Origin of the sequence: Pseudoalteromonas luteoviolacea H33-S, from assembly GCF_001625695.1 — a bacterium.
Taxonomy (GTDB): domain Bacteria; phylum Pseudomonadota; class Gammaproteobacteria; order Enterobacterales; family Alteromonadaceae; genus Pseudoalteromonas; species Pseudoalteromonas luteoviolacea_B.
This window is the reverse complement of the sequence record NZ_AUXY01000056.1, coordinates 148918-175699: the sequence shown is the minus strand read 5'-3', so window position 1 is coordinate 175699 and position 26782 is coordinate 148918. Positions and strand designations below refer to the sequence as shown.

Annotated in this window: 23 protein-coding genes; 12 read left to right on the top strand and 11 right to left on the bottom strand. The window is 44.0% G+C overall.

Translation table 11 applies throughout. The features are described 5' to 3' along the window. Positions 1-270 precede the first annotated feature (270 nt). Positions 271-1281, top strand: a complete 1011-nt coding sequence (locus N477_RS06595; RefSeq protein WP_063362466.1) for an ArsJ-associated glyceraldehyde-3-phosphate dehydrogenase — start codon at positions 271-273, stop codon at positions 1279-1281. A 4-nt stretch (positions 1282-1285) separates the two neighbouring features. Further along, positions 1286-2494, top strand: a complete 1209-nt coding sequence (gene arsJ, locus N477_RS06590; RefSeq protein WP_063362439.1) for an organoarsenical effux MFS transporter ArsJ — start codon at positions 1286-1288, stop codon at positions 2492-2494. Positions 2495-2518: 24 nt separating this feature from the next. Here the strand turns inward: arsJ and N477_RS06585 are convergent, their stop codons facing one another. The 10 genes from N477_RS06585 to N477_RS06540 all read right to left on the bottom strand — a co-directional run bounded on the left by N477_RS06585 (position 2519) and on the right by N477_RS06540 (position 14439). Then, positions 2519-4510: a methyl-accepting chemotaxis protein gene (locus tag N477_RS06585; RefSeq protein ID WP_063362438.1), complete on the bottom strand. Its 1992-nt coding sequence runs from the start codon at positions 4508-4510 to the stop codon at positions 2519-2521. A 413-nt stretch (positions 4511-4923) separates the two neighbouring features. Continuing rightward, positions 4924-5772 carry a protease HtpX gene (gene htpX / locus N477_RS06580; protein WP_063362437.1) on the bottom strand — a complete coding sequence of 283 codons (849 nt, stop codon included), beginning with the start codon at positions 5770-5772 and terminating at the stop codon, positions 4924-4926. 321 nt (positions 5773-6093) lie between these two features. After that, a complete protein-coding gene (locus tag N477_RS06575; RefSeq protein WP_039607928.1) occupies positions 6094-6753 on the bottom strand; it encodes a 3-oxoacid CoA-transferase subunit B in 660 nt (219 codons plus the stop codon). A 10-nt stretch (positions 6754-6763) separates the two neighbouring features. After that, entirely contained in the window at positions 6764-7462 is a 699-nt protein-coding gene (locus N477_RS06570; RefSeq protein WP_039607929.1) for a CoA transferase subunit A, read from the bottom strand. A 34-nt stretch (positions 7463-7496) separates the two neighbouring features. Continuing rightward, positions 7497-8405 carry a hydroxymethylglutaryl-CoA lyase gene (locus tag N477_RS06565; RefSeq protein WP_063362436.1) on the bottom strand — a complete coding sequence of 303 codons (909 nt, stop codon included), beginning with the start codon at positions 8403-8405 and terminating at the stop codon, positions 7497-7499. Then, positions 8398-10350 carry an acetyl/propionyl/methylcrotonyl-CoA carboxylase subunit alpha gene (locus N477_RS06560; protein ID WP_063362435.1) on the bottom strand — a complete coding sequence of 651 codons (1953 nt, stop codon included), beginning with the start codon at positions 10348-10350 and terminating at the stop codon, positions 8398-8400. Before N477_RS06560 ends, N477_RS06565 begins: the two co-directional genes overlap by 8 nt. Before the next feature lie 10 nt (positions 10351-10360). Continuing rightward, on the bottom strand, positions 10361-11143 hold the full coding sequence (locus N477_RS06555; protein ID WP_063362434.1) for an enoyl-CoA hydratase/isomerase family protein: 783 nt from the start codon (positions 11141-11143) through the stop codon (positions 10361-10363). A gap of 9 nt (positions 11144-11152) precedes the next feature. Next, positions 11153-12760 (bottom strand): carboxyl transferase domain-containing protein, encoded by a 1608-nt coding sequence (locus N477_RS06550; protein WP_063362433.1) that lies wholly within the window; start codon positions 12758-12760, stop codon positions 11153-11155. Positions 12761-12771: 11 nt separating this feature from the next. After that, entirely contained in the window at positions 12772-13947 is a 1176-nt protein-coding gene (locus N477_RS06545; RefSeq protein WP_039607934.1) for an isovaleryl-CoA dehydrogenase, read from the bottom strand. Positions 13948-14043: 96 nt separating this feature from the next. Next, on the bottom strand, positions 14044-14439 hold the full coding sequence (locus N477_RS06540; RefSeq protein ID WP_023400459.1) for a MerR family transcriptional regulator: 396 nt from the start codon (positions 14437-14439) through the stop codon (positions 14044-14046). A 356-nt stretch (positions 14440-14795) separates the two neighbouring features. On the opposite strand from N477_RS06540, the gene N477_RS06535 reads away from it, so the two are divergent. The 10 genes from N477_RS06535 to N477_RS06495 all read left to right on the top strand — a co-directional run bounded on the left by N477_RS06535 (position 14796) and on the right by N477_RS06495 (position 25510). Next, positions 14796-15974: a thiolase family protein gene (locus N477_RS06535; RefSeq protein ID WP_063362432.1), complete on the top strand. Its 1179-nt coding sequence runs from the start codon at positions 14796-14798 to the stop codon at positions 15972-15974. Between the two features lie 74 nt (positions 15975-16048). After that, a complete protein-coding gene (locus N477_RS06530) occupies positions 16049-17539 on the top strand; it encodes a CoA-acylating methylmalonate-semialdehyde dehydrogenase (protein ID WP_039607936.1) in 1491 nt (496 codons plus the stop codon). Between the two features lie 128 nt (positions 17540-17667). Continuing rightward, positions 17668-18825, top strand: coding sequence for an acyl-CoA dehydrogenase family protein (locus tag N477_RS06525; RefSeq protein ID WP_063362431.1), 1158 nt, complete (start codon positions 17668-17670; stop codon positions 18823-18825). Positions 18826-18836: 11 nt separating this feature from the next. Beyond that, positions 18837-19613, top strand: a complete 777-nt coding sequence (locus N477_RS06520; protein ID WP_063362430.1) for an enoyl-CoA hydratase — start codon at positions 18837-18839, stop codon at positions 19611-19613. Then, on the top strand, positions 19613-20752 hold the full coding sequence (locus tag N477_RS06515; RefSeq protein WP_063362429.1) for an enoyl-CoA hydratase/isomerase family protein: 1140 nt from the start codon (positions 19613-19615) through the stop codon (positions 20750-20752). The genes N477_RS06520 and N477_RS06515 overlap by 1 nt, the downstream gene beginning before the upstream one ends. 10 nt (positions 20753-20762) lie before the next feature. Next, positions 20763-21653, top strand: coding sequence for a 3-hydroxyisobutyrate dehydrogenase (gene mmsB, locus N477_RS06510; RefSeq protein ID WP_063362428.1), 891 nt, complete (start codon positions 20763-20765; stop codon positions 21651-21653). 24 nt (positions 21654-21677) lie between these two features. Next, entirely contained in the window at positions 21678-22439 is a 762-nt protein-coding gene (locus N477_RS06505; protein ID WP_063362427.1) for an SDR family oxidoreductase, read from the top strand. A gap of 246 nt (positions 22440-22685) precedes the next feature. Continuing rightward, complete coding sequence (locus tag N477_RS25600) at positions 22686-22907, top strand: hypothetical protein (protein WP_081216498.1); 222 nt, start codon at positions 22686-22688, stop codon at positions 22905-22907. After that, a complete protein-coding gene (locus N477_RS25595; protein WP_081216497.1) occupies positions 22898-23218 on the top strand; it encodes a hypothetical protein in 321 nt (106 codons plus the stop codon). Before N477_RS25600 ends, N477_RS25595 begins: the two co-directional genes overlap by 10 nt. A gap of 237 nt (positions 23219-23455) precedes the next feature. Continuing rightward, positions 23456-25510: a S9 family peptidase gene (locus tag N477_RS06495; protein WP_155731827.1), complete on the top strand. Its 2055-nt coding sequence runs from the start codon at positions 23456-23458 to the stop codon at positions 25508-25510. A 60-nt stretch (positions 25511-25570) separates the two neighbouring features. Here the strand turns inward: N477_RS06495 and N477_RS06490 are convergent, their stop codons facing one another. Then, the gene (locus N477_RS06490) at positions 25571-26782 is read right to left on the bottom strand and encodes an alpha/beta fold hydrolase (RefSeq protein ID WP_063362426.1); all 1212 of its coding nucleotides are present in this window, start codon (positions 26780-26782) and stop codon (positions 25571-25573) included.

The following is a 26782-nucleotide window of genomic DNA, read 5'->3' as shown; positions in this document are numbered from 1 at the left end:
TTAGTAAATCGCGAAAAAGTTTCAAATAAAATTAATAAAAATGATACAAAATCATTACAAATGAGTGTTTGCATATATGGGAAAATGAATATATGATTTTTCGTATATTGTAAGTTTCCTCATCAATAGACATAATTTTGTCTGCATGGCGCACTGAAACATTTAATGCCGGTGCAAATGTATAGTGGGGCGAGTTAATTAAAGTTGCTGGGCGCATTGTCAAGAGTTATGACGACATACGCGAACGGCTAAATAATGGGAGAAAAGATGATGGCAATTAAAGTTGGGATCAATGGCTTTGGCAGAATGGGCCGATTGACTATGCGTGCACTGTGGAATTCGCCAGGTATCGAGTTGGTGAAGATAAATGATCCAGCAGGCGATGCACTTACCTTAGCACATTTGATGAACTTTGATTCTGTTCACGGCAAGTGGCAACACGAGGCGCTGAGTGAGGGCAGTGAGATGATCATTGGCGATCAGCGCATTGCAGTAACACAGCAAGTGTCCGTTACTGATAATGACTGGTCGATGTGTGACCTTGTAATAGAAGCCTCAGGTAAGATTAAAACCAAAGAAAAACTCGCAGCTTTTTTTGCTCAAGGCGTGAAGCAAGTGGTTGTGACTGCACCCGTCAAAGAAGAGGGAGTATTAAATGTTGTGATGGGTGTAAACCACGCGGATTACGATGTTGAGCAGCACCCGATAGTGACAGCGGCATCTTGCACGACTAACTGTTTAGCGCCCGTTGTTAAAGTGCTACAGGATAATATTGGCATTAAACATGGCTCGATGACGACAATACACGATATTACCAATACACAGACCATCATTGACGCACCGCATAAAGATTTGCGCCGTGCGCGCTCATGCGGCACGAGTCTTATTCCAACGACGACAGGATCGGCAACGGCAATTACCCATATTTTCCCTGAGCTGAAGGGTAAGTTAAATGGTCACGCCGTGAGAGTACCTCTAACGAATGCTTCGATCACGGATTGCGTGTTTGAAGTTAATCGTGAAACCAGTATTGAAGAGATTAACAGCTGGATGGAGCAAGCTGCAAACGGTGAACTTGCCGGTGTATTGGGGTATGAAACGCGTCCACTTGTCTCAATAGATTATAAAACGGACCCAAGAAGTGCCATAGTTGATGCGCCATCAACTATGGTGGTCAATGGCACGCAAGTTAAATTATACGTTTGGTATGATAACGAGTGGGGCTATGCAAATAGAACGGCAGATTTAGTCCGTTTGGTTATCGATAAGCGCTGGGGATAACATCATGACGCAGTCACTTATGGCAAGGCTATCACCAGAAATTAAGCAGTACCTTGTTATCACTGGTAACTATTGGTCATTCACCTTGACAGATGGTGCGCTGCGTATGTTGGTGGTGCTGTATTTTCATCAACTGGGATACAGCCCATTGGCGATTGCCTCGCTATTCTTGTTTTATGAAATCTTTGGCGTGGTTACCAATTTATTGGGGGGCTGGTTAGGCGCACGTCTTGGCTTAAATAAGACCATGAATATTGGCCTATTCTTGCAGATAGTGGCTGTGTCTATGTTGGCATTAGATGCGCAATTACTGACAATTGCCTATGTCATGGTCGCGCAGGCTTTGTCTGGTATTGCCAAAGATCTCAATAAAATGAGTGCCAAAAGCGCCATTAAATTACTGGTTCCGAAAGATCAAGATAGTACCTTGTATAAGTGGGTAGCACTGCTTACGGGGTCAAAAAACGCCTTAAAAGGGGTTGGTTTTTTCCTTGGTGGCTTACTGCTGACGTTACTCGGCTTTCAAGGCGCTTTGTGGTTTATGGCTGCAATGCTGACAATCACTTGGCTATCAAGCTTATTGTTGTTGAAGCAAGACTTAGGGAAGAAAAAGAACAAACCCAAGTTTAATGAACTGTTTTCTAAAAGTCGTCAGTTAAATCTATTGGCGGCGGCGCGTTTATTTTTGTTTGCTTCACGCGATGTTTGGTTTGTGGTGGCTTTACCTGTCTTTTTGGCCTCAACATTTGGTTGGGATCATTGGTGGGTTGGCGGCTTTATGGCGTCTTGGGTGATTGCTTATGGCATAGTCCAAGCGAACGCGCCAAAAATCACAGCAAAGCAAGGTGGTAATTACCAACAAGCATTCAAGTGGGTGGCCTTACTGTCAATTATACCAGCTTTGCTGGCTTTGGGTTTGTGGTTAGACTGGCAGCCTAAGATAATGATTATCGGTGGCTTATTGATTTTTGGCGCTGTATTTGCTGTTAACTCATCGTTGCATAGTTTCTTAATCGTCAAAATCGCTGACAGTGATGGCGTGTCGATGGATGTTGGCTTTTATTACATGGCGAATGCAATGGGCAGATTGTTAGGTACGCTCTTATCTGGTCTTGTTTATCAGTTTTATGGCCTTGAAGCCTGTTTGATGATTTCAAGTGCAATGCTTATATTGGCAGGTGGGTTTACATATGGACTCAGCAAGCGCGGTTAGGCGCTTGCTGAATTTCACTAAGGACTAGTGTAATTGCTGAGGCAGTTTAAAGGCTGATGTAACTTGTTTCAGAGTTTTAGATTGCTTATCTAGTTCAAGGCTCGCGCTGGTAACTTGATCTGCACCTGCTGCGTTATCAATAGCCGCTTGTCTAATCGACTCAACATTATATGAAATCTCTTCAGTCGTCGCAGATTGCTCTTGAGCCGCCTGAGCTATGGTTTGCGCACTCAGCGCTATCTGATTGATTTGATGTACACTTTGCTCAAGTAAAGAGGCGCTGTTATTGGCTGCTGTGATCGTCTGTTTAGTCGCTTCAGCGGATGCATGCATCTCAGATACCGCGGTTTGTGATGTAGACTGAAGATTGGCAATCATATTTTCAATGTCGGCAGTAGACGCTTGAGTTTTTTGTGCAAGCTGTCTGACTTCGTCAGCAACTACGGCAAATCCACGTCCATGTTCTCCTGCTCGTGCTGCTTCAATGGCTGCGTTGAGTGCGAGCAAGTTAGTCTGCTCAGTCACAGCTTGGATCACTTCGATAACACGGCTGATATTTTGCGTATTGTATTCAACTTCTTTAATGGCCGTTTCTGAGTTCTCAACAGCTGTACTGAGCGCTTCCATCTGTACAACGGTATCTCTGAGTGTTTGATTCGCCGATAATGATGTTTTCTCTGCGTCCAAGCTTAAATCTGCAACATTACGCGCATTGGTTGCCACTTCATCGATAGAGTGAGAAGTCTGCTGAATTGCTTCGGCGACTTGCTCAATATTGGCATGCTGCTCTTGTAAGCTGGCGTTTGCTTGTTCACTGGCTGCACTTGTCTGTGTGGCTGTAGAAGCCAGCTGAGCTGTCGTTTCAACTATGGTGCCTATCACGCTAGTTAAATAGGTGTTCATCTGCCTCATCGCGCCATATACACCAATTGCGTTCTCATCACGGCCGAACTGCTCTCTTAGGTCACCTGCGGCGATTCGCTCACTGATCTTACGCATTTCAATTGGTTCACCACCAAGCGGCTTTAATACCGAGCGGGCGATCAATACCGTTGCTCCAGCGACTGATAAAACAGTTAATAAAAAGATAAGGGCAATAATCCAGTAGAGTTTATAAACTGGCGCGAAAGCTTCGGCTTTGTCTATTTCAGCCAAAAGTACCCATTTTAATCCAGCGAATGTATAAGGAAGGTAAGCGGATAAAACAGGGTTGCCATTATAATCGATAATAATTTCTGTATCAGAGATCCCTTGTAAGCCTCGGCGAACAGCAACGGTATCGACACCATTTGCTTCAACTGAACCTGCAAAACTAGCAATGACGGTATGATTAATTGGATCTAAAAATGAATCTGAACGCATGCGGAAATCATTACCAACAAGGTATGACTCACCGGTTTCTCCCATGCCATCACGCTGTTGCATAATGGCGTTTATGGCATCGATTGAAAGTTGTAGTGCAAGTACCGAGTTGACTTGACCATCAATTATGACTGGAATACCAATGAAGGCAGCTGGGTCATTATTGCTCGGTGCATACGCACTGTAGTCGGCTAAGATAAACTTTCTTGCTGAAATGACTTGAGTAAACAAAGTAGCAAGCCCTGAGTTATTGAACGGGCCAGTAACCAGGTTCGTGTTGTAATCAGACTCTTTAGCAACTGTATAGCTAATTAAGCCATCGCGTTCTATTACGAAAAAGTCGTAAAACCCTTTCTCATTGATGAAGGTGTCAAAAAGGCTGTGATAGTTATGAGCCAGCTCTGTGTTTGACAGGGTAGGGTTTTGCTCAACGAGGAGCTGCCATTTTTTTGCGATGACTGATAAGTCACCTTTTCTTGCATTAAGGTAATCATCAATTTGCTTGTGTTTTATTTGTTTGATGGAAGTAAGCTGATTGTATGCCTGTTGTTCAAGTGCTGTGGAGGCGGTCCACAACGAGACCATCGCCAGTATACCTGCTGGTAATAGACCTATGAGCATAAATGAAATGAGTAATCGAGTTTTGATCAGCATACTTCTTTTTACCTTGCGAACGTAGAATATTGCTATTATGTCAATAAAGTGGGTTACATATTTTAAACAAATGGGCCCGGTATAGATACACGCAAAAAGTATGGTTTAGATTAAGATTTGAGTTAAATGTGGGTTAATAAATAACCAAAAAGTAACTTTTCCTGTCTTTTGGTCATAAAACAAACGACCTATTTACTGGTTTATTCTTAGAGAAGAGAACTTAAGTATTGTTTTATAGAGAATATTAAGGAAAGTAATTATATATCTTTGCCATATAAAGATATAATTTTTTATAACTATTTATTACGTAATAATTGAATTTAATTCCTAAATTTAATTATTTGTAAATCGTCATTAAAAAGGCCCGTAAGGGCCTATGGTTATAAAATATACATTGTGTTTACATCAACATCCTAAGATAGTGCGGCAATTCTTTGCTCAAGTGGTGGGTGTGAGGCAAACAAATCGACCACGCTCTTACCTGATGCGATACCAAATGCCATCATTGAACCTTCTAACTTTGATTCTTGATTGCTACGTAGACGTTCAAGTGCAGCTTTCATTTTGTGTGCACCGACTAAATCAGCTGCCCCTTTGTCGGCAGCATATTCTCGCTTACGGCTAAAGTAAGCAACGATCATAGATGCTAAGAAGCCAAAGAGAATTTGGAAGATAAGGTCAAAGATCATGTAGGTCCAACTAAAGCCTTCACCTTCTTCATCACCATTTAAGAAGCCGTCGACAATATTGGCCAGTACTTTTGAGATAAAAATGACGAATGTATTTACGACACCCTGAATAAGCGTCAATGTGACCATATCACCGTTAGCAACATGGGATACTTCATGTGCGAGCACGGCTTCTGCTTCACTCTGGCTCATGCCAGCAAGTAAACCGCTACTGACTGCAACGAGAGAATCGTTTTTACTGGGGCCTGTAGCAAAGGCATTGATCTCTGGGCTGTCATAAATGGCAACCTCTGGCATTTTGATACCCGCTTTTTGCGCTTGCGCTGCCACGGTGCTGACTAACCAATGCTCGGTTTCATTGCGAGGCTGGTCGATTACATAGGCACCTGTTGACTTTTTGGCCATCCACTTAGAGATATATAACGAAATAAATGCGCCACCAAAGCCAAATACGGCTGCAATGGTGAGCATGCCAGCATAACTTCTAGAGGAAACCCCTAGAATGGATAAAATAATGGACAACACAACCATGATGGCTAAGTTTGTCGCTAGAAAAAGTAACACGCGTTTCATAGTCACCTCATTAAAATTGAATTTACTTACTTGTTTTTACTCTTGCTACGCAAAAAGTGTTCATTGCTTTCTATCAATATGGAGGACAAATTGATTTTCTCAATAGCGAGTATGGCGCTGAAGTGTTACAAGATGTTGTCGGGTGAAAAAGCCTGTAAATCGCCTTTGCTTTGCAATAAGGGTAGGTAAACTAAGCCAAGAGGATAAAAAAAACCCCTCTTGCGAGGGGTTTTGGGTAACTCAGCGCCTTTGGCACTGGGAATGAGGTCGGTACAATTGTGTTAGTTTTTAATCTTCTATGTTGACCACGTAATATACGTTTTACGCAAACTGCATTTCAGGAATATCGCCTTCGACGATTAATTTACCTGCAGTCTTGCTGATAATTTCATCAACACTAACACCTGGCGCGCGCTCAAGCAAATGAAATGCGCCGTCTTTTACTTCTAACACAGCGAGATCAGTCACAATCTTTTTCACACAATTTACCCCAGTCAATGGCAGTGTACATGACTCAAGTAATTTAGAATCGCCGTGTTTACTAGCATGGGTCATGGTCACAACAATATTTTGTGCGCCAGCGACGAGATCCATCGCACCACCCATGCCTTTGATTAACTTTTTCGGGATCATCCAAGAAGCAATATTGCCGCTCTGATCCACTTCAAATGCACCTAATACCGTTAAGTCTACATGACCACCACGTATCATGGCAAAGCTTTCTGCGCTATTAAAAATAGCCGCTCCTGTGGCTGCTGTCACGGTTTCTTTACCCGCATTGATCATATCTGCGTCAACTTGGTCGGCATCTGGGTACGGACCCATACCCAATAAGCCATTTTCAGACTGTAGCATCACTTCCATATTGTCAGGTACGTAGTTCGCAACAAGTGTTGGAATACCAATACCTAGGTTTACGTAGTAACCATCTTGAAGCTCTTGCGCAACGCGCATTGCAATTTGTTCACGATTTAAAGCCATGGTGATCTCCTTACTTGCGCGTAGTAACACGTTCGATGCGTTTTTCAAAGTTACCCTTGATAACGCGGTTAACATAAATACCTGGGGTGTGAATTTCGCTTGGCTCTAATTCGCCAGGCTCAACAATTTCTTCTACCTCAACAACTGTAATTTTGCCAGCTGTTGCAGCCATCGGGTTGAAGTTCATCGCGGTATGACGGAAGACCAAGTTGCCATAGCGGTCTGCTTTCCAAGCTTTAACAATGGCAAATTCACCGGTGATAGACTCCTCAAGAATATAAGGGCGACCGTTAAATTCTTTAACCTCTTTGCCTTCAGCAACAGGTGTACCATACCCCGTTGCCGTGTAAAAACCTGGAATACCTGCACCGCCAGCACGCATTTTTTCTGCTAGCGTGCCTTGTGGGGTAAGCTCTACGTCAATAATGCCGTCAAGTAGTTGCTGCTCGAATAGGGCATTTTCACCAACATAGGATGCGATGATTTTTTTGATTTGACGGTCGTGTAACAAAATACCAAGACCAAAGTCATCAACACCACAGTTATTAGATACCACAGTCAGCTCTTTTGTCTGCTTACGTTTGATTTCAGCGATTAAACCTTCTGGAATACCACACAGTCCAAAACCACCGGCAATAACGGTATCTCCATCTTTGAGACCCTCCATTGCTTCTTCGTAGCTAGAAACTACTTTATCGAAACCGGCCATTAGCCCACTCCTCGTTGTCAATATTGTCTTGTTGTTAAGACTGGCACGTATTTTTTAATGCCAAAGAAACCTTACTTACAGGTGCTTTGTTAAGCGCATCGCAAATTTGCCAGCCTGCTTTTGCTAGCCTTTCTAAATCAATTTCGGTACTAATGCCAAGTCCTTGCAGCAAGTAAATAACATCCTCAGTGGCAACATTTCCTGACGCCCCTTTGGCATAAGGGCAGCCCCCGAGACCTGCAACCGCACTGTCTATTGTCGCAATACCCATTTCTAGCGCCTTGTGAATGTTTGCAAGCGCTTGGCCATATGTATCATGGAAATGCACTGCAAGCCTTTGTGCTGGTATGTGTTCGAGTAGCAAGCTTAGCAGTGATTCTATTTGATTTGCCGTGCCGACACCTATGGTATCGCCGAGGCTTATCTCATAACAGCCGAGTGCCAACAATTGTTTACATACTGCGAGAACCTGCTCGGGGTCCACTTTTCCCTGGTAGGGGCAGCCTGCAATACAACTGACATAACCTCTTACTTTGATGTTGTTTTTTTGTGCAAGCTCAACCACGGGACGAAAGCGTTCAATACTTTCTTCAATGCTGCAATTGATGTTTTTTTGCGTAAACGCTTCACTGGCGGCAGTGAAGATAGCAAATTCGTCAACTTGGTTTTCAAGGGCTAATTCAGCCCCTTTTAGATTCGGTGTAAGGGCACTTATTTCTACGCCTTCTTTGCGTGTAAGACCTTGTATCACTTGCGCCGAATCAGCCATTTGCGGCACCCATTTAGGGGAGACAAAAGCGCCCGTTTCAAGGTGCTTTAATCCTGCGTCGGCTAATGCATTTAAAAGCGTTATTTTGCTTTGTGTACTGACCGAGGCCTCGTTTTGCAAGCCATCGCGGGCACCCACTTCGACAATTTTGACTTGAGTAGGGTAGTTAGCCATTTGCTTGTTCCTCAACAATGGCCAGCATAGCGCCATGGCTTACGAGTTCACCTTCATCGAAGCAGTAGCTTGTCAGTGTGCCATCAAATGGTGCGTTGAGGGTATATTCCATCTTCATCGCTTCAATAACGACAATAGGATCCCCTTTACTGACTGTTGCTCCCACTGTTTGTAAGTGTTTCACGACGGTGCCATTGAGCGGCGCAGCCAATGGAGCTTCTTGATGTTCTTGCTCGCTCACGTAATGTTTGGTTTTGAGCTCGAAGGTGTGCTGATAAGGGCCGTACATTACCGTAATGGTTGACTCGTCAATGAGTACATCGGCAATCATGCGTTTGCCATCAACATTTGCAATCAGTTGGTGGCCTTCAAGCTTGGCTTCTACGCGGTGTTCAAAGTCTTGGTAGTGAACCTGCCAATGATGACCTTGTGCTTGTGCAACGACAAAGTGTTCAGTAAATGGTACGGTGAGTTTGCGAGCTTGATTGAGTCTAAAGCCCACTTGCTGCCACGGAGTGCTAAGTTTTGGTGCTTGTTTATGAGCAAGGTAGGCAATGCTTGCCAAGCACACTAAAGTATCACTAGGGGCTTTAGATGCTGTTAGCTCGTCTGTTTGCGTATCAATAAAGTGCGTATCAGGTGCACCAGCCATAAAGGTTGGGTGTTCAGCTAAATGATGTAAAAATGCAATGTTGCTTTTAACGCCTGCAAGGTGCACTTCATTCAGCGCAGATCTGAGCTTGAGCAAAGCTGTGCGTCTATCGTGACCGTGCACAATTAATTTGGCAATCATTGGGTCATAGAACGGACTGATCTCATCACCTTGCTGTACGCCAGTGTCTATTCGAACCCCGCGCTGAGCTTTAGGGAAGCTCAGGTGCGCTAAATTACCCGAGTAGGGCATGAAGTTTTCTTCAGGGTCTTCAGCATAAATACGTGCTTCGAAGCTGTGGCCTTGCAATGTGATGTGCGCTTGCGAAAGTGGCAGGTGCTCATTATTTGCCACACGAATTTGCCATTCAACCAGGTCTTGTCCAGTCACCATTTCAGTTACTGGGTGCTCTACTTGCAGGCGCGTATTCATTTCCATAAAGAAGAACTCGTCACCGCACAGTAAAAACTCAACCGTACCAGCACCTCGATAATTAATGGCTTGTGCACAGCGAACAGCCGCTTCACCCATTTCTTTACGTAGCGCATCACTTAAGTCGGGTGCAGGCGCTTCTTCAATGACTTTTTGATGACGTCGTTGCAGTGAGCAATCTCTGTCGCCTAAGTAAACGCAATTGCCATGGTTATCAGCAAACACCTGTACTTCTACGTGGCGTGGTTTATCGACAAAACGCTCTAGTAACACTAGATCGTTACCAAAGCTTGCCAAAGCTTCGCGCTTAGCGCCTTCTAATGCACTCAAAAATTCATCTGCACTTCTGACAACACGCATACCTTTACCACCGCCACCAAATGCGGCTTTGATAAGGACTGGGTAGCCAACCTTTTCAGCTTCTGAGGTTAAAAACTCGGTGTCTTGCTGCTGGCCGTAGTAGCCTGGCACAAGTGGAACATTGGCTTGTGCCATGATTTCTTTTGCGCGGGTTTTTGACCCCATGGCTTCGATTGAGCTGGCAAGTGGACCAATGAAAACAATATTGTTTTCTTCACAGGCATTCGCAAAAGCATCGTTTTCTGACAAAAAGCCGTAGCCTGGGTGAATGCAATCCGCGCCACTTTGCTTGGCAACCTCTAAAATACGTTCACTGACAAGGTATGAGTCTTTGCTAGGTGCAGGACCTATGAAATAGGCTTCATCAGCTTGTTTAACATGCAGTGCATCGGCATCCGCTTCTGAATAAACCGCGACTGTACTCATGCCTAAGCGTTTTGCGGTGCGCATGACTCGACAGGCGATTTCACCTCGGTTAGCGATTAAGATTTTCTTTAACATGCTATTCTCCTTATTCGCTTGCCGTCGGTTGCCAATTAGGCGCGCGTTTATCAAAAAAGGCACTCAAACCTTCTTGTCCTTCTTCACTCACTCGAATTTCAGCGATGCGTTTTGCGGTGTGTTTGATCAGTTGCTCATCGATGGCTTTACCAGCGACCTCATCAATCAGCGACTTTGCACTTTTGACGGCAGTAGGGCCGTTATTTAAAAGCTGCTCAATGAAGTACTCTTCGCTTTGTTCTAAATTGTCACTGATCTGGTGAATAAGCCCAAGCTCGAGGGCTTTCTCAGCTTGAAAGACTTCAGCTGTTAAAAAGTAACGTCTCGCCTGCCTTTCGCCGATCGCTTTAATCACATATGGACTAATAACCGCTGGGATAAGGCCTAGCTTGACTTCGCTTAAGCAAAATTTTGCATTGGGGGAGGCAATCGCGATATCGCAACAAGCGATAAGGCCAAGAGCGCCACCAAAAGCGGCACCTTGCACCAAGCATAGCGTTGGGTGAGGAGAGGAAGCCAGCACTTGCATCAGCTTTGCCAGCTCTAGAGAGTCAGCGACGTTTTCTTCATAATTGTTATCCGCCATTGACTTCATCCAAGCTAAGTCAGCGCCGGCTGAAAAATGCTTACCATTGGTTTTTAAAACCAATGCGCGAATGTCTAGCTCATTGGCATAATCAATGGTTTTGATTAGCTCTGCGATAATTTCAGCATTAAATGCATTATGTTTTTCAGGGCGACTTAATTCTAAAATCGCCACTTTGCTCTTTGTAATATTTAAAGTGACAGACATGTACGCCCCCTACATTCTGAAAATACCAAACTTAGATTCTTGACTCGGCGCGTTCGCCGCAGCTTCTAACGCCAGACCTAATACGTTGCGTGTATCTGCCGGGTCGATGATGCCATCATCCCACAGTCTTGCACTGGCGTAGTATGGATGACCTTGTTTCTCATACTGCTCAACAATCGGCTTTTTGAACTCAGCAACTTCATCGTCACTCATGCTTAGACCTTTACGCGCTAAGCCATCTTGGCGGACTTGTGTGAGTACGCCAGCTGCCTGTTCACCGCCCATGACGGATATTCGTGCATTTGGCCACATCCACATCATGGTGGGTTCGTATGCGCGACCACACATGCCGTAGTTACCAGCGCCATATGAGCCACCAATAAGCACTGTAAATTTAGGTACGTCTGCACAAGACACAGCGGTAACCATTTTGGCACCATGTTTGGCGATGCCTTCGGCTTCGTATTTTTGGCCAACCATAAATCCAGTGATATTTTGTAAAAACAACAGAGGAATATCACGTTGTGCACACAGCTGGATAAAGTGTGCGCCTTTTTGCGCCGACTCTGAAAACAAGATGCCGTTATTTGCGACGATCCCCACTGGGCGACCAAATATTTCGGCAAAGCCGGTGACAAGCGTTTCGCCAAAGTAGCGCTTAAACTCGTCAAACTGAGAGTCATCTACGATACGCGCAATGACTTCTCTGACATCAAATGGTTTTTTCAGATCGGTACCGACAATACCGTAGATCTCTCTAATATCATATCTTGGTGGCTTGATGTCTTTTAGAATAGGTTGGGTAGGGCGCTGATGGTTTAGTCGTTCAATACATTGGCGTGCAATTGAGAGGGCGTGTTCGTCATTTTCTGCATAGTGATCGGCCACACCAGACACTTTGCAGTGGACATCTGCCCCACCTAAATCCTCAGCACTGACTTCTTCGCCTGTTGCGGCTTTTACCAAAGGTGGACCTGCTAAGAAAATCGTACCTTGCTCTTTCACTATGATGCTTTCATCAGCCATGGCGGGCACATAGGCACCACCTGCGGTACATAAGCCCATGACCACGGCAATTTGCGGAATGCCTTTGGCTGACATACGGGCCTGATTATAAAAGATGCGCCCAAAATGCAGTTTATCTGGGAATACTTCGTCTTGCTCAGGTAAATTAGCGCCACCAGAGTCGACTAAATAAATACATGGTAAGTGGCAGCGCTCCGCGATTTCTTGCGCTCTTAAATGCTTTTTAACCGTCAAAGGGAAATAGGTACCGCCTTTTACAGTCGCGTCATTGCCAACAATCATACATTCGACGCCTTTAACACGCCCGATCCCAGCGACAACACCAGCACATGGAATGTCTTGTTCGTATACGCCAAACGCGGCAAATTGAGAAATTTCTAAAAAGGGAGAGCCTTCGTCAAGAAGCGTATCAATCCTGTCACGCACAAACAGTTTACCGCGACTTTGATGGCGGGCAATGAGGGCTTCGCCACCGCCCTGACTTAAATTTGCGACCTTATCATTTAAATCAGCAACCAATGACGCCATAGCGTCATGGTTGTCTTTAAATTGTTGGTCATGCGTATTAACTGATGTATTTAATACTGTCATGCCACTTCTCCTTAACGGCTTTCATTGAATAACTCACGACCAATCAGCATACGACGTATCTCAGACGTACCCGCGCCAATTTCATAGAGTTTGGCATCACGTAAAAGTCGACCAGTTGAGTATTCATTGATGTAACCATTACCGCCAAGTAGCTGAATCGCGTCTAGAGCAAGTTTGGTGGCAAGTTCAGCGGCATATAAAATTGCACCAGCGGCATCTTTACGGGTGGTTTCACCACGGTCACAGGCTTTTGCTACGGTATATACGTACGAACGCGCCGCATTCATTTGCGTATACATATCTGCGATTTTGCCTTGTACCAATTGGAATTCGCCAATTGATTGATTGAACTGTTGACGCTCATGAATATACGGCACAACTACATCCATACATGCTTGCATGATACCCAGTGGGCCACCTGCTAATACAACGCGCTCATAATCAAGTCCGCTCATGAGGACTTTAACGCCCTCGTTTAACGTACCTAGAATATTTTCTTCAGGTACTTCACAATCCTCAAATACAAGCTCACAGGTGTTTGACCCGCGCATACCTAACTTATCGAGTTTTTGCGCAGTAGAAAAACCAGGAGAGTTACGCTCAACGATAAAAGCGGTAATACCGCGAGGGCCTGCGTCTAATTCAGTTTTGGCGTATATAACAAATACATCGGCATCAGGACCATTGGTGATCCACATTTTGTTGCCGTTTAGTACGTATTTATCGCCTTTTTTCTCGGCTTTGAGTTTCATTGAAACTACATCAGAACCTGAGTTCGGCTCACTCATTGCCAATGCGCCGATGTGCTCGCCGCTGATTAGCTTAGGTAAATATTTTTCTTTTTGTGCTTGGTTACCGTTGCGGTTGATTTGGTTTACACACAGATTAGAGTGTGCACCGTAGCTCAAACCAATAGACGCGCTTGCACGGCTAATTTCTTCCATCGCGATTACGTGCTCTAAATAGCCCATATTCGCACCGCCAAATTCCTCTGGCACAGTGATGCCGAGTAAGCCCATTTCGCCAAACTTTGGCCATAGCTCATTTGGAAAGTTATTTTCTTGGTCGGTCTTTTCTGCCAATGGCGCGATTTCGCTGGTGGCAAAGTTATTGACATGATCACGGATCATATCTGCGGTTTCACCAAGTCCAAAATTGAGTTCTTTATATAGTGATACTGTGCTCATCTTGTTGTCATCCTGTGTGAGAATTTGTGTTATACCCTTGCGGGTGGCTGAGGTTGATTATGGTTAATGCCTCAGCGAACAAATACTGTGTACTGATTAGTCTTGTAATTCTTTTAATGTATCGAGACAGCGTCTTTCTGCTGTCACTAGCTCCATGAGTACGACTTTTATGTCATCCATTTGCTGACTTAGATCTGCTTTTTTTTCTTCTATTAATTGCAGCATAGTATGGAGCTGTTTTTCGCTGGATTTGTCTGCATCATAAAGCTCAAACAATCTACCAGTTTCGGCAAGCGTAAAACCAAGTCGCTTACCGCGCAGAATAAGTTTGAGGCGCACTTTGTCTCGTTTTGAATAAATTCGGGTCTGACCATTACGTTCTGGCGAAAGTAATCCTTGATCTTCATAAAAACGAATACTTCGTGTGGTAATGTCAAATTCCTTAGCGAGTTCGCTTATTGAGTAGGTTGGTTCTTTATTGGTGTCTTGCATTATTTACACACTTACTTCGAAACTGATTAGACCAATATAAGTGAAGTTTACGTAAAGGTAAAGTGTCGTTTTTGCATCATGCTTTAGTCGCATATGCAAAATCTGGATCTTGAACTACTTTTAGCTCGCATAAGGCACTATATGCTTTGTTAATTTGCTCTTAAACATGGGATATAGCAAGGGAATGCGCAGTAAAATGCCAACTTGGCAAGACAGCTGTGCAAGTAAACTTTACATTTTTGAAAATCGCAAAGCGCTTGTTTTTAGATTTACGTTGGCGTAAACGTAAATTTTAGGTATGCTCGACGTAAGAGATTACTAAAAGCAAGCAATTTGCTTGTTAACAGGAGTTTTAAATGAGTAACGAAGCCGTAGTCATCGTAGCAGCCAAACGTACCCCTATGGGTGGTTTTATGGGAAGCCTATCTGGTGCAGCTGCAACAGATTTAGGTGCAACTGCAATTAAAGCTGTCATGAATGATACTGGTTTATCGGATGCCAGCATCGATGAAGTTATTATGGGATGTGTACTGCCTGCGGGCCTTGGCCAAGCGCCAGCGCGCCAAGCTGTTTTGCATGCCGGTCTAGCACGTTCAACTGGTGCAACAACTATCAATAAAGTATGTGGCTCAGGTCTTAAAGCAGCCATGTTCGCTCATGATTTAATTAAATCAGGTAGTATCAAAACTGCGATTGCAGGTGGTATGGAAAGCATGACAAATGCACCATATTTCATGCCAAATGCGCGTGGTGGTATGCGCATGGGCCACAATCAAGTTATCGATCACATGATGGCTGATGGTCTTGAAGATGCATATGATAAAAAAGCAATGGGCTGCTTTGCTCAAGATACTGCAGATCAATATGGCATTACTCGCGAAAATATGGATGAGTTTGCTCTTAATTCATTAAGTAAAGCAAACGCAGCAATTGAAAGCGGCAACTTCGACAATGAGGTTATCCCACATGTTATTTCTACTCGCAAAGGCGACATTGAAGTAACAACAGATGAGCAGCCAGGTAACGCACGTCCAGATAAAATTCCTTCACTACGTCCAGCGTTCAAAAAAGACGGCACCATCACAGCAGCTAATTCGTCATCTATTTCAGATGGTGCAGCGGCGCTTATTTTGATGAGTGAGTCAGAAGCAAAGGCACATGGCTTAACACCGCTATGTAAAATTGTGGCACATGCTACACATTCTCAAGCGCCAGCTGAGTTTACAATTGCGCCTGTCGGTGCAATGAACTCATTGCTTGATAAAGCGGGTTGGTCAAAAGAAGACGTAGACCTTTGGGAAATCAATGAAGCATTTGCCATGGTAACTATGCTTGCTATCAATGAAATGCAACTTGATAGTGCAAAAGTTAACGTCAATGGCGGTGCATGTGCGCTAGGTCACCCAATTGGCGCAAGTGGTGCGCGTATTTTGGTGACACTTATCCATGCACTTCGCAATCGTGGTCTATCAAAAGGCATCGCATCACTGTGTATCGGTGGTGGTGAGGCGGTTGCACTAGCAGTAGAAGTTTAAAATCGTCAAAGCGCCGCACTTATACTAATTTCTAACGCGGCGCTACTTTCAGTTTTTTTGGGGAGGAGTGCAAAATGCACCAGGTACCATTATACATCAACGGTGAATTCACACAGTCGCAGTCTGACAAATGGTTAGACGTTGTTAATCCAGCAAATCAAGAAGTCCTTGCACAGGTACCTTGCGCTACGTCACAAGAAGTACAAGCCGCTATTAATTCAGCACAAGAGGCGTTCCAAACTTGGAAGAATGTCCCTGTACCTGAGCGTGCACGTATCATGATGCGCTATGCTGCATTATTAAAAGAGCACCAAGAAGAAATCGCAACCATCATTTGTCATGAGCTTGGCAAAACATTCGAAGATGCCAAAGGCGATGTTTGGCGCGGTATTGAAGTAGTTGAGCAAGCAGCTAATGCGCCAGCTATGATGATGGGTGAAACCGTTGAAAATGTAGCACGCAACATTGATACATATTCATACATTCAACCGCTTGGTGTATGTGCGGGTATCACGCCATTTAACTTTCCTGCAATGATCCCACTTTGGATGTTCCCAATGGCGATTGTATGCGGAAATACATTTGTACTAAAACCATCAGAGCAAGATCCACTAACACCAATGCGCTTAGTAGAACTATTCGAGGAAGCCGGTGCGCCAAAAGGGGTGTTACAGGTTGTGCACGGTGGCAAAGATCAAGTTGACCAGATTTTAGAAGCTCCAGAGATCCGCGCGGTCTCATTTGTTGGTTCGTGTGGTGTTGGTCAATACATTTATAGTAAAGGCACGGAAAACCTTAAACGTGTCCAAGCTTGTGTAGGTGCTAAAAACCACATGGTAATTATGCCTGACGCGAGCAAAGAGCAAACAATTAATAACCTTGTTGGTGCATCAGTGGGTGCTGCTGGCCAGCGTTGTATGGGTATTTCAGTTGCTGTATTTGTCGGCAAATCACAAGAGTGGGTTGATGACTTAAAAGCGGGCCTTGAAAAAGTGCGTCCGGGTGTGTGGAATGATCCGGAAGCTGCGTACGGCCCACAAACGTCAGCAGCGGCAAAAGCGCGTATTCTGTCTTTGATTGAATCGGGCAAAGAGCAAGGTGCAACTTGTTTACTTGATGGCTCTAACTTTACCGTGGAAGGTTATGAAAACGGTAACTGGGTAGGCCCAACACTATTTACCAATGTGACAACAGACATGGACATTTACAAAGAAGAGATCTTTGGTCCAGTATTAAATTGTGTGTTTGTTGATACGCTTGAAGAAGCAATCACGCTGGTTAATAACAGCCCGTATGGTAACGGTGTATCGTTATTCACAGCAAGCGGCGCTGCTGCTCGTAAATTCCAACAAGAAATTCAAGTAGGTCAGGTTGGTATTAATATTCCTATTCCTGTGCCACTTCCTTTCTTCTCATTCACGGGGTGGAAAAACTCTTTCTACGGTGATGTGCACACGTATGGTAAACAAGGTGTTCGTTTCTACACAGAGACGAAGACTATCACATCTCGCTGGTTTGCTGATGAAGCGGTAACCGGCCCTAATATGAGCATTAACTTACGTTAATCCAATATATTTCCAAAGCCCAGTACCTATGCTGGGCTTTTAGTAGTACCGCCTGACGCAGATCAGGTGCAACAAGAATAAAAACAAGTGATGAAAATCGCTTGATACGACAACAAGAGAGGTCTTTTATGGACTTTAATCTGAATGAAGATCAACAGGCATTCGCCGAAACCGCTTACCAATTCGCTATGACTGAACTTGCGCCAAATGCTGCGCGCTGGGATCAGGAGCATATTTTTCCTAAAGATGTAATTAAACAAGCGGGTGAGTTGGGTTTTTGCGGCTTATACACACCAGAAGAAGCGGGTGGCCTAGGTCTATCTCGCCTAGATTCAAGCATTATCTTTGAGCAGCTGTCTATGGGCTGTACCGCGACGACAGCGATGTTGACTATCCACAATATGGCAACTTGGATGATCGCCAGTTTTGGTACTGATGCGGTGAAGAGCCAATATATGGACCAGCTGGTAATGGGTGAATTATTAGCATCCTATTGCTTAACCGAACCAGGTTCAGGTTCTGATGCGGCGTCACTTAAAACAAAAGCGGTGCTTGAAGGTGATGAGTATGTCTTAAATGGCTCAAAAATGTTTATCTCTGGTGCAGGTGAAACAGACGTATTAGTTGTTATGGCACGTACTGGCGAAGAAGGCCCTAAAGGGATCTCTGCATTTGTTGTCCCAGCGGGTGCGGCTGGCGTGATTTATGGTAAAGCCGAAGAGAAAATGGGCTGGAATGCACAGCCAACACGTTTAATTACCTTTGAAGATGTCAGAATTCCAGCAGCTAACCTAATGGGTAAAGAAGGCGAAGGCTTTAAATTTGCGATGCAGGGTCTAGATGGCGGTCGTATTAATATTGCCACATGCTCTATTGGTACTGCGCAGCAAGCACTGAATACAGCAAAAGAGTATATGCAGGAGCGTCAGCAGTTTGGTAAACCTTTGGCTGCATTCCAAGCACTGCAATTTAAAATTGCTGACATGAACACTGAGCTAGTTGCTGCGCGCCAAATGGTTCGCTTGGCAGCGTTTAAACTAGATAGCAATGACCCGGAGAAAACCACTTACTGTGCGATGGCAAAACGTTTTGCGACAGATGTAGGCACAAAGGTGTGTGATGATGCACTACAGATCCACGGTGGTTATGGTTATATCAAAGAATACCCACTTGAGCGCCATTTACGTGATGTGCGCGTTCACCAAATCTTAGAGGGCACTAACGAGATCATGCGTGTGATCATTGCCCGTCGAATTTTAGCCGAAGGCGCTGCAAGCGTTTTATAAGGAGCAAATAAATGTCTGCACAATTAAAACTTGAAAAACGTGGTCACACTGCAATTGTTACTATGTCTAATCCACCTGCAAACACGTGGACACGTGACACGCTAGTTGGCTTAAAAGAGCTGGTAAACGAATTAAACACGGATAAAGAAATCTACTCGCTTGTAATTACCGGCGAAGGTGAGAAGTTCTTCTCAGCGGGTGCTGATTTAAATGTATTCGCAGATGGTGACAAAGGCGTCGCTGCCGATATGTCGCGTGTCTTTGGTGAAGCATTCGAAACACTGAGCAACTTCCGTGGTGTATCAATTGCGGCCATCAATGGCTTTGCAATGGGCGGCGGTTTAGAGGTGGCGTTGGCGTGTGATATTCGTATTGCTGAAGCACAAGCTCAAATGGCACTACCTGAAGCAAAGGTTGGTCTGCTTCCTTGTGCTGGTGGCACACAAAACCTATCTTGGCTGGTTGGTGAAGGTTGGGCGAAGCGTATGATTTTATGCGGTGAGCGTCTTAAAGCTGACAAAGCAGAGAAGATTGGCTTAGTTGAAGAAGTGGTAGAGCAGGGGCAAGCTCTAGAAGCTGCGCTGGAACTTGCTGCAAAAGTGGAAGATCAAAGCCCTGTAGCGGTTACGGCGTGTAAGTCACTTATTCAAAAAGGTCGTTCAGGCACGATTGACAGTGCACTGCCGCTTGAGCGCGAATTGTTCGTGACATTATTTGATACACAAGATCAAAAAGAAGGCGTAAACGCATTCTTAGAGAAACGCAAAGCAAATTGGGTGAATGGCTAATGGTTGAATTACAGTTACTAAACCAAGAAGACGCGCCAGTCGTGTTCCAATTGGCGCACTGTAATAACGACATGAAGGTCGCCGTTGCGACCTTAAATGCGCCAAAAGCGTTGAATGCGCTTAACTTAGATATGATCCGTTTACTTGCGCCGCAGTTAAGCGAATGGTCGGCAGATGACAGCATTGCTATGGTCGTGCTTAAAGGCGCTGGCGAGAAGGCATTTTGCGCAGGCGGTGATGTTGTTAGCCTGTACAAAGCGATGGCTGCTGACGATGACAATAATTACTTGGAAACCTTCTTTAGCGAAGAGTACCGCCTAGATTATCAAATCCATAATTATGACAAGCCTATCCTTTTATGGGGTAACGGTATCATTATGGGGGGCGGCCTTGGCTTAATGGCAGGGGCGAGTCACCGCGTGGTTACTGAGACATCTCGTATTGCGATGCCTGAAATTACCATAGGTTTATATCCTGATGTAGGTGGCTCGTATTTCCTTAACAAAATGCCAGAGGGCGTTGGCCTATTTTTAGGTTTAACAGGCGCCTCTGTGAATGCCAATGATGCGAAGTTTGTCGGGTTAGCTGATCATTTCATTAATGCGGATCATTTTGATATTTTGCTTCATAACTTAAGTGAAGTGAACTGGGGCAAAACGAATGTGCTCAACCATGATAAGTTGACGCAGCTTCTATTATCGATAGAAGAGGGCGCACATTCATTGCCAAACAGTGCAATCAAGCCACTTGCAAAAGACATTAAGAAGTTAGTGGAGCATGCTGATTTAGCTGTGCAAGTTGATCATATATTGTCAATGGATAGCAGCGATAATAAGTGGCTTAGCAAGGCCCAAGCAGGTTTAAAACATGGTTCTCCTTTAAGTGCCGTGCTGGTCAGTGAGCAACTTAAACGCCTTGCTGGTCAATCGTTAAAAGCCTGTTTTTCACAAGAGCTTAATATGTCCGTTCACTGTGGTGAGGTCGGTGAATTTCAAGAAGGTGTGCGTGCACTGTTAATTGATAAAGACGGCAAACCAAATTGGCACTTTAAATCAATTGCTGAGGTTGATAGCAAGGTGGTTGACGGCTTTTTTGTACCAAAGTGGGATGATGAAAACCACCCATTAGCAAGTATGTAAGGAAATAAAAATGGCAAAAGTTGGATTTATTGGCCTAGGTAATATGGGTGGCCCAATGGCCGCAAACTTAGTTAAAGCAGGTCACGATGTCACTGTATTTGATTTAAATGAACAAGTTGTAAATCAATTAGTTGAGCAAGGTGCTAGTGCCGCTAAGAAAGTATCTGATACCTGCGCAGGCGCAGACTTTGTGATCAGCATGCTGCCTGCGGGCAAACATGTTCGCTCAATTTATACTGGCGAAGATGGATTAATCAACTACCTTAGTAAGTCGGCACTGGTTATTGACTGTTCGACAATAGATGCAGAGTCTGCTCAGTTTGTTGGTAAAACACTGGCAAATGCGGGCGTATCTTTTGTTGATGCACCAGTGTCTGGGGGTGTGGCAGGGGCCGCTGCTGGGACGTTGACTTTCATTGTTGGTGGACGCGACGAAGAATTTGCCAAAGCGCACACAGTGTTGAAAGATATGGGTAAAAATATCTATCACGCTGGGGACATAGGTGCCGGGCAGGTCGCAAAAATTTGTAATAATATGCTGCTGTCAATTTTAATGGCAGGGACCAGCGAAGCACTCCAAATGGGTGTAGATCACGGCTTAGATCCCAAAGTATTGAGCGAAATCATGCTCAATAGCTCTGGGCGCAATTGGACACTTGAAGTGTATAACCCATGCCCGAATGTACTGGACAATGTGCCTTCTTCAAATGAGTACAAACCGGGTTTCATGGTGGATTTGATGGCAAAAGACTTAGGACTTGCAATGCAGGCCGCTCAGCAGACAAATTCAGCCACCCCAATGGGCGCACTGGCGAAAAATCTGTATAACCTGATGCAAAATCAAGGCAAAGGGTCGGAAGATTTTAGTGCGATATTTAAACTTTTCTCTGAAAAGTCTTAAAACGTAAAGGTTTAAAATTTAATTATGAATGTAGAAAATAAAACGGTTGTTATTACTGGGGGCGCGCAAGGTTTAGGTCTTGCTATGGCACATAAAATGGCGAGCTTAGGTGCAAATCTTGCGCTTGTAGACATGCAAGAAGAAGTGTTGCATGCAGCAGTTGAGGAGCTTAGCCAATTTGATGTAACCGTTAGAACTTACGTTGCAAATGTCAGTATTGAAAGCAACGTAGAAGAAGTATTTGATAAAATTGTACAAGACTTTGGCTCGCTATCTGTGCTTATCAACAATGCGGGTATTTTACGTGATGGCTTATTTGTTAAAGTCAAAGAAGGTGAAGTGATTAATAAAATGTCGCTTGATCAGTTCCAATCACTGATGGATGTCAATCTTACAGGTGTATTCCTATGTGGTCGCGAAGCGGCTGTTAAAATGATTGAGGCAGATCAAGGTGGCGTGATTATTAACATGTCGAGTGTGGCGCGTGCTGGTAACATTGGCCAAACTAATTACTCAGCTGCAAAAGCTGGTGTTGTGGCAATGACGACAACATGGGCAAAAGAGCTAGGTCGTTATGGCATTCGTGTCGGCGCTATTGCGCCAGGTGTTATCCGTACTAAGATGACGGATGCGATGAAGCCAGAAGCAAAAGACCGCTTGGTTAAAATGAAGCCAGTTGGCCGTTTGGGTGAAGCGCAAGAAATTGCCCATACTGCACAATATATTATTGAAAATGAGTTCTTTACCGGTCGTGTCGTCGAAATTGACGGTGGTATTCGACTTTAAAAAAATATCGGATATTTTCGTTGTTTTGTAATAAAATATCGTTAATATTCAAAGTATTCGCATACTTATGTTCCTTTATCTTCGAAAGAAGAGAGTGTGTTGAATAAAGCGGTGGGGGTGTGTCCCGCCGCTTTTTTAGTTTAAATCCCTCAATTTTACAGCTTATTCCCTTTTACGCTCCTAATCGCAGCAAGTTATCCTGCTTAAATTGTAAGTTTTATGGCCAAAGTTAGCTGAGTATTTATTATGATTCATAAGTTACTTCTTCTTGCTGTATTGATCACGCTACTCCCTGCGTGCCAATCTAATCGTGCCATCATTAAAGATATTGATGCCATCCATAAGCAAGAAAAAAAGGCATTAAGCTCTACCATCAAAAAGCATATCCCGAGGCATTTGAGGCGCTTGGCGAACTCGCTACATGGGGTTATAAAGATGCACAGTATTATTTGGCATTTATGTTTTTAAAAGGCCAGCATGTTGAGCAGTCAACATTAATTGGTATGGGTTGGTTAGGTGTGGCCACCGAGTCAGGTATTAAAGAGTGGGTCAATTTTTATGATGCACTTTACGCGAAAGCAACTCCTCAGATGCAACAGCAAATAGACAAAGTGGTTGCTGATTATAAACGTAAGTTTGGTATGAAGGCGCAATTTGTTACTTGTCGATATTCCACGGCTGTAGGGACAAATAAGGTCGCTGTAAAATGTACCAAAGAAGATAAAATATCTACAGTTTATCCGCTGGATTTGCACGAAGCGCAACTTAACCTCGACTAATATGGTTTGTACTAAGGTCAACCATGGTGTTTCTAGAAGTTACTGAGGTTGATTATTCTACTTAAAATTAACTTCATGATGATGTGTCTACACTTTGGCCTACTTTTTCATGTGGTTTAAGTTTCTGTTTTATAATCTTTTAATTTTTATTTCTCCTGACTGTTTTCTGATAAAAGGGTTTGTTCACTGGCTGGATAGTATTGGTCGTTATACAAAGAAAGCACAGGAGGAATAACTATGAAAAAAACCAATGTAATTGCAACTATATGGGTTGCAGCAACCTGTGCGTTGAATACTGATGTTGTGCAAGCAGCCAATGAACAGTATTTACAACCTGAAGACTACTTTGAACTTAAATATGTCGATCAGGTAGATGTCTCAAATGTAAGCAATGATATTTACTTCGTTAAAAATCAGTTTGATAGAGTCAATGATCAAAAAACTAGTCATGTTTGGGTTTATCATCAGGCTACAGAAAAATTTCAACCTATCGATATTCAATCGGATGCGAGCTTTGCACCAGTATTAAGCCCCAATCAAAATATACTGGCTTTTGTGTCAGTCACAGACGGCAGAGCACGTATTAATTTTAAAGATACTCAAACGGGTCATATTCATCACTCATCATGGTACCCGAGTATGCCAAGTAATCTTACATGGTCACCTGATAATCAAACTGTCGCTTTTACCATGTTTGTTGAGCAGCCAAAGACGCTACCTATCCCATTGAAGGGCAAACCAGATAATGCCAACTGGGCCCCAGCGCCAAAATTGATTGAGTCGAACCGGTATCGTTTAAATGGGGCAGGGTATTTGAAGCCGGGAGCGAGCCAAATTTTTCTACAATCGATTACCGCGGGCGTACCTCAGCAGCTGACAAAAGGCGAGCACAGTCATAGCGGAAAAATCAGCTTTGCACAGGATGGGGGCGGTATTTATTTTTCTGCAAAGCGTTATGCCAATCCTGAGTTTTCACACTTTAATACAGATATACATTATCTAGATTTAAAAACCCGTGCAATAAAAAGCGTTGTTGAACGTGATGGCCCCGATGACATGCCGACCGTATCCCCTAACGGCCGATACCTTGCCTATACGGGTTATGATGACAATGGCATGATTTATCAAAATAAAGAGTTGTATGTAAAAGACTTGAAGACAGGTAAAGTGTCTGTTTTAACCGCAGGGCTCGATAGAAGTGTGGTGCGTTTGCAGTGGCGACACGATAGTGCTGGCATCTATTTCAGTTATGATGACCAAGGAAAAACGCAGCTAGGTTATAGCGGTTTAGCTGGTGATTTCAAAGTGCTGACTGACAGGCTCGGTAACATGACTTCTGGTCGACCATACGCTGGAGGAGAGTTTGATGTGGCGAGTAATGGTATGGTTGCATTTCCTATCGCTAATACTCAAAGGCCGCCAGAATTGGCTGTGTTGAGCGAGGGCAAGATCAGCACACTCAGTGATTTTAATGGTAAGTTTTTAGATACTGTGACGCTTGGTCAAGTGGAAGCGCTGTGGAGTAAATCAAAATATGATGAGAGGCCTATTCATGGTTGGGTGATCTATCCGCCCAATTTCGATAAATCTAAAAAGTATCCATTGGTATTAGAAATACATGGTGGTCCTATGGCGAACTACGGCCCGCACTTTACTGCTGAGCTGCAAATGTTGGCGGCCCGTGGGTATGTTGTGCTTTACATGAACCCAAGAGGCAGCGACTCGTATGGCAATGAATTTGCTCAGTTGATCCATAATAACTTTCCTAATCATGAGCATGAAGATTTGATCAGTGGTATTGACGCTTTGATTAAACGTGGCTTTATTGATGAAACAAGGCAATACATTATGGGCGGATCTGGTGGTGGTATGATCGGCACTTGGATGTTGGGTAAAACACAGCAGTTTGCAGCGGCTGCGATTATGAAGCCGGCGGTTAACCTATATAGCTTTGTGCTGACCTCTGATTTTTATCCTATGTTTCCAAAGTACTGGTTTAATGGAAAACCGTGGGAAAACACAGAGCATTATCTTAAGCACTCACCCATTACATATATGAATAACATCAAAACACCGAGCTTATTAATCACCGGAGAAGCAGACTATCGCACGCCCATTTCTGAAACAGAGCAGTTTTATCAAGCATTGAAGTTACAGGACGTTGATACAGCCATGGTGCGAATGCCACATATGAGCCACGCGCTAACAGCAAGACCTTCGTACCTGCAGCAAAAGTTAGAATATATCTTATGGTGGTTCGATAAGTATAAAGATAGGCTTGAAGATAAATAAATTGCTGCAATATTCACTTGGCGATGCACACTGCATCGCCAGTGTAAATGTCCAAACCTATTAGGCATCATTAACCAACTGTGTTTTGACCTCGATGTGATTATGCAGCGTTTTATGCACGGGGCATTTATCGGCAATGGCCAGCAGCCTTTGCTCTTGCTCTGGTGTCAAATTACCTTCAATCTCAACTTTTCGAGTGATAAGTTCTGCATAACTGTCTTTTTGCTCACAGTTGTCACAGTCTTGATGATGGTTTTTTTTATGCTGTAACGTCACTTTTATGTGCTTGAGTGGCAAGTTTTTATGGGTCGCATACATGCGCATTGTCATCACTGTGCACGTACCCAGAGCTGCTAGTAAATGCTCATAAGGATCGGGGCCGAGGTTTTTTCCGCCGACTTGGGTTGGTTCATCAGCTAGCCAGCTGTGACTGTCACTGATAACATTCACGGTAAATTTATGGTCTTTTTCGCTGACAACTAGATGACCATTTTCAACAGCATCAGTTGTGGTTTCTGGGTGTGGCTCAATGTATTTACTGGCCCATCCAGAAATTGCAGTTGCAGCGTATTCAGCATCCTGCGCTCTGCTCAATAGATGATCTGCATTGTCTAAAGAAATAAAGCTTTTTGGGTGCTTAGATGCCATATAAATTGCTTCTGCTTGCTCAATGCTAACCACATCATCAATAGGGCTGTGCATAACAAGCAGTGCCTTATTCTTTAACGTGTGTTGTGTCTTACTATGCGTATCTAAATCGTCTAAAAACTGTTTTTTGATATTAAAAGTACGTCTACCGAGTTGAACCTGAGCTTCACCAGCTTGTTTTATCTGCTCAATTTGAGCTGAAAAGTTGTGTGCGACATGTTTGGCGTTCGCGGGTGCACCAATGGTAACGACCGCTTTAACCTCTTCAACTTGATCCGCCGCTGCTAATACCGCAGCGCCGCCCAAGCTGTGCCCAATAAGTAGTTGCGGTGCATGCAGGTTTTGGCGCAAATAGTCTGCTGCTGCATATAAATCCTCGAGATTTGATGAAAAATTACTATTGGCAAAATCTCCATCGCTATTGCCAAGTCCTGTAAAATCAAAGCGCAGCACGGCGTAGCCATGCTTTACCAAAGCTCTTGAAATACGGGAGGCTGCCGCAATGTCTTTACCGCAAGTAAAGCAATGTGCAAATAGCGCGACTGCTTTGATATGCTGAGTCGGACGCTCCAATAGCCCTGCAAGTGTGTTTCCATTACTGATAAATTCAATTTTTTCTCTCAT